This is a genomic window from Mesorhizobium sp. (assembly GCF_004962245.1).
Lineage (GTDB): Bacteria > Pseudomonadota > Alphaproteobacteria > Rhizobiales > Rhizobiaceae > Mesorhizobium.
This window is the reverse complement of record NZ_SUHQ01000076.1, coordinates 1-4133: the sequence shown is the minus strand read 5'-3', so window position 1 is coordinate 4133 and position 4133 is coordinate 1. Positions and strand designations below refer to the sequence as shown.

The following is a 4133-nucleotide window of genomic DNA, read 5'->3' as shown; positions in this document are numbered from 1 at the left end:
GCCAAGTTGCCGCTGGCCAAGGACATCGACGACTTCGACTTCGCCGACACGCCGGCCACCGAACCCCTGATGCGCGATCTCGCCCGGCGGCGCCTTCGTCGCCGATCAGCGCAACATCGTCCTGGTCGGCCGCCTTCACGGGTCACCCAACTCGCGCGGAAGGTCGACCGCATTGCGACGGGCGCGTGTCGACTTCCCAACAATGTCAGACAGGAGACACAACGCTATCGGAGCGATCGCATTGTCCGAAACGATTTTCCCAGTTGGCACGACGGTTGCGGTCCTATGCGCAAAAGCAAACTAGACCTGAGAGCCGCACCGCATGAATGTAGCCTCCCAATATCTTCTCCCGTCTGTGGCGCACCACGAAGCCGGGCACGCGGTGGCCGCCATCGTTTTGAACCGTCAGATGTTCGACGACGACCGTAAACTCCCTGCTTTCTCAAGTGTTAGTATTTACCCCGACCCCGGTGACGGAGATTACCGTGGTGTTGTCGAAGGCGCGGGTTTTTATTCCGCGCAAGGATTCACCTCGAAGCGAAAGCCGATTTTCGAGGACGATATGGATCGATATTTGAAACGCGATTGTGCGATCCGGGAGATAGTTACGTGTCTGGCAGGTCCTTTTGCAGAATCCGCATTCGAAGGCTATCTGGACCCGTTCGATATGGCGATGAATGCGTCCGACGAGAATGAGGGGAGCAGCGACTACGCGGATGCCAAGCGAATCTATGGTGAGTTGCGGTTCCTGATGCCGCGCCGCCCCGATTGGGGGCGGATCGAAGATCGCACGGCCCGGCTAGTACTCGATCACTGGTCGGCCATCGAAGCATTGGCCGCGCATTTGCTGGTCAAGCATGATCTCCAATTCGATGAGGCTCTGACGATTGTTGCGCCGCATCTTCCGCCCAAGCCAGTAGCTACGCCGCCAGAGCGTCCATTTCCGCCGCCTGCTTGATCATCCATTCGATGTGATTTGACCACATCTGCAACACCTCGCGCTTCTCCTTGACGTAGGTATAGAGATTGTAGATTTCGCCTATGTCTGTCAGGGACGCCGCCTTGTGATTCAGTATGTGCTCGATGACGTGTGGCAATACCTGCCGCCTGCCGAGATTTGTCGCGAGCGTCCTGCGCAGATCGTGAAGGGTCCAGTTCTCCAAAGCCGTTGCCCCTCGCAGGGAAAACAAACGTGTCATTGGTCTTCGGTACGACTGGGGGACCGACACCGCCAGTGTGGACAGCGGAATAAGCGTAGGCTCTTCGTTCTTCGTGCGGTCACCCGATAGTTCCCATGTTCCGGCTTCAAGGCTGAGTTCAGACCAACGCATCGCGGCAACTTCCGTACGCCTCTGTCCGGTCAGCATGAGCAGCTTGACGATGGGGCCGAACGAATAGCCGATATCGCTCGGTTCGGGCTCACAGCCCGTACCGGCTTTTCCAATCCGTTCGCGGGGAAACCGCGGTGAGCCGTTGCGGCGGTTTGCGACACCAGTTGAAAAATGCCCGCATATACCAGAAGGCCGTGTTAGCCGCTTGCGGGTGACCCCCGGCGACGATCTTCTTGGTGATGTTAGCAATGTCGGTGTCGGTCACATGGTGGATAGAGCGACTCCCGAGGGCAGGCACAAGATACCGGTTCAGGCTGGCCTCGACCAGTTCCCAGGAATCCCATTCTGCCTTGCCGGTCTTTGCAAAGCCCGCTCCCTTGCATTCGCGTCGATCGGCCGACCCCGTTCGAGAAAGGGCGTGATCTGGTCGGCGGCATGCAGAATCCGGGTGGCGCGGCTGGTCCGGTCGGACGCGGTCTGATCGAGGAAGCCAGCCGGAATGCCGGCGGCTCGTGCGGGAAGGGCGTTCATGAGACGGTCCTGTCGGGCGAGCGGTTTGGGGGCACGATCACCATAGTTGATCAGGCTTCCCGGGTGGGGCATTCTCGTAAATGTCGCTTGCGGACATATGTTTGCTCCTTGTCCAGAAACAGAAAAGGCCCGATGGGACGGCCGGGCCCAGTGCGGTGTTTTGAGGGTCGTTACTCGGCGACCTGGAGGTGATCGCCGTCGCCGTCCTCGGTATCGTCAGCGCTGATCTGCGCCTGATCGGCAAGGAAGGCTGGCAGTTCCGATGGAGCTATGCTGGAATTTGGGTGACGAGGCTGATCAAGCGGCGCTCTGCGGCTTCGTTTTCGATGACCTCGATTCCGTCCAGGAACCTGGCACCTGCGATGAGTTCCGGCAACTGATTTTGTCCTTTCAATCGTCGCCACGTCCTGGCCGCGGCCATGACCAGCTTGAAGACCATCAGCTGGGCGGTTTTCGAGGATAGCGAGCCCTTGGTACGCACCGTGCGGTGGCGAACGGTCGCAAAGACGCTTTCGATGGGATTGGACCTTCGCAGATGATCCCAGTGTTCGGCGGGGAAATCGTAGAACGCCAGCGACGCATTCTGATCCTTCGTCAGGCAGTCGACCGCCTTAGCATACGCCTCGGCTTCCATCTCGATCGCCTGCGCAAGCAATTTGCGCGCGCCGCTGCGAAGTACATCCGTCAGGGTATCACCGATTTCGTCGGGCTGACGAAGGCAAACAATGTTGATAGTCTCGTTCATGGCGTATCGCTCTCCTTGAGAGGTACTGGCAGGCTTCGTCACCCGCCTCGATACGCCGCTCTCCTCAAACCGTCATCACCCAGTTTCCGCCATAGCTCCCCCTGATTGGTCCGCTTCACCTGTGCAACTGCACAGGCTGCCATAGCGGGGAGATTGGCCTCCAATGGCGAAAACTTGCCGCAGGAGACCCTCCGATGACCGTGCCTATGGCGCCGCCGCTACGACAACTTGCCGACAAGCAGCGTGCGATCCACTGCCCCGCTACTGCGCCTTCAAGGAACGTCTGGATCGCGACGCAGGAGCCGATGACCGTTACGGAATCAATTCCCTTGGCGTGCCCTGGTCGCGCTGGCCGTCGCTGTGCCCGTTCGACGGTCTGGTGGCAATTTGGGCACATCTTGTGTCGTCGCCAGTGCCAATGCCGAACGCTTCAACAAAAAGGTGCCTTCGACGTCTGCTGCCTTCGCCGGTGCTTTGCGAAGTGGCATAATGTTTCGACGCACGCAGGCGCGGGCAGGGGGTGTCAGTCATGAATCTCCTGACTGGCGCGGATCAGGCAGATTGGCGGGATGAAAGATCATACGACTACACCGCTGGCCTGACGCTGCGGGAGTGGGCTTGGGAGTTCTTACGCCGCAACCCGGCGTTCCAGCGCGATCTGACCGCTGCGCGCCAGCATTGCAAGACTTGGTCTCTCCAACCCTTTCTCGATATGGTCGCGTCGGTCGGCGACCTGTCACGCTGGGGTGTTCTGTTTCGCGGAGTCTTGTGGCCGGGCTTCGGTCGTATTCTGGTGTCCGCTCTGGTGCGTCCATGTGCTGCCGGTCATTGCGGAACGGTTGCCTGCCTCGTCGCCGACACCGCCGTTCGAACTCTCGGCATTGCCCTGTCGTGCAACCGTCCTGCTGGCGCCCGACAAGAGCCAGCATGTTCTTCTTCGCAATGCGGACCACGCGCTGCAGCTCGCCGTCTCGGGCGCGAATATCCTCCACCCTGTTTGCCTGCATACTCAAGCCATCTGGCCCGCGGTGCTTTTAAAGCATCGACTGAGGGGACTGGAGTGCCTCAATGCTCTCAGTCTAGGGCAACAGTTGCCCCCCCGCTTGTTTGCGCCGGAAAAGCGTGGCGTCCGTTTGTCCTTCGTTCTTCGTGCGCTCGACGGTTCGCTCGCCGGAGCACCACATCGCGAGCTCGCCGAAGTTCTCATCGGTCAACGGCGCGTCCATGCCGACTGGGCGGATCCTCGCGATCATCTGCGCGACCGCATCCGTCGGGCCGTCTCGCGTGGCCGCGCGCTCATGAATGGTGGCTACAGAGATTTCCTAATTTGAAAAGCGACAGTCCACGCTGTGCGTCAGTGGATGACGTTCGCTCGCAGCTGACCCGTCACCAACAGTTCGCCCGCCGACAGGTCTGCATGGCGCCTTGCAAGGTGCGCTCTGGCCTAACTTGTCGATGCCGAAATGAGATCGGGGTCGTGTCCCACCGCGTGGTGTAGGTCGGCGATAGCGAAGCCGCTCGCGAGC

At 60.0% G+C, this 4133-nt stretch carries 4 protein-coding genes and 2 pseudogenes; 4 read left to right on the top strand and 2 right to left on the bottom strand.

What is annotated here, in order from left to right; all coding sequences use genetic code 11:
- Positions 1-130 (top strand): annotated as a pseudogene (locus E5X88_RS33300) (ATP-binding protein); the annotation flags it as partial.
- A 252-nt stretch (positions 131-382) separates the two neighbouring features.
- Positions 383-958, top strand: coding sequence for a hypothetical protein (locus tag E5X88_RS33295; protein ID WP_128234791.1), 576 nt, complete (start codon positions 383-385; stop codon positions 956-958).
- On the opposite strand, the gene E5X88_RS33290 is transcribed toward E5X88_RS33295, so the two are convergent.
- Both E5X88_RS33290 and E5X88_RS33285 read right to left on the bottom strand, forming a co-directional pair.
- The gene (locus tag E5X88_RS33290) at positions 921-1367 is read right to left on the bottom strand and encodes a tyrosine-type recombinase/integrase (protein WP_128234790.1); all 447 of its coding nucleotides are present in this window, start codon (positions 1365-1367) and stop codon (positions 921-923) included. The genes E5X88_RS33295 and E5X88_RS33290 overlap by 38 nt on opposite strands.
- Before the next feature lie 763 nt (positions 1368-2130).
- Positions 2131-2607, bottom strand: coding sequence for a transposase (locus E5X88_RS33285; protein WP_281007607.1), 477 nt, complete (start codon positions 2605-2607; stop codon positions 2131-2133).
- A gap of 529 nt (positions 2608-3136) precedes the next feature.
- On the opposite strand from E5X88_RS33285, the pseudogene E5X88_RS33810 reads away from it, so the two are divergent.
- Together E5X88_RS33810 and E5X88_RS33280 are read left to right on the top strand one after the other, a co-directional pair.
- A pseudogene (locus E5X88_RS33810) lies at positions 3137-3307 on the top strand (DUF6499 domain-containing protein); the annotation flags it as partial.
- A 115-nt stretch (positions 3308-3422) separates the two neighbouring features.
- Positions 3423-3938, top strand: a complete 516-nt coding sequence (locus E5X88_RS33280) for a DUF2285 domain-containing protein (protein ID WP_245329899.1) — start codon at positions 3423-3425, stop codon at positions 3936-3938.
- Positions 3939-4133 lie beyond the last annotated feature (195 nt).

Excerpts from the sequence above, each read along its gene's own strand:
- E5X88_RS33290 (WP_128234790.1), bottom strand. The coding sequence starts at position 1,367 with ATGCTGACCGGACAGAGGCGTACGGAAGTTGCCGCGATGCGTTGGTCT.
- E5X88_RS33285 (WP_281007607.1), bottom strand. The coding sequence starts at position 2,607 with ATGAACGAGACTATCAACATTGTTTGCCTTCGTCAGCCCGACGAAATC.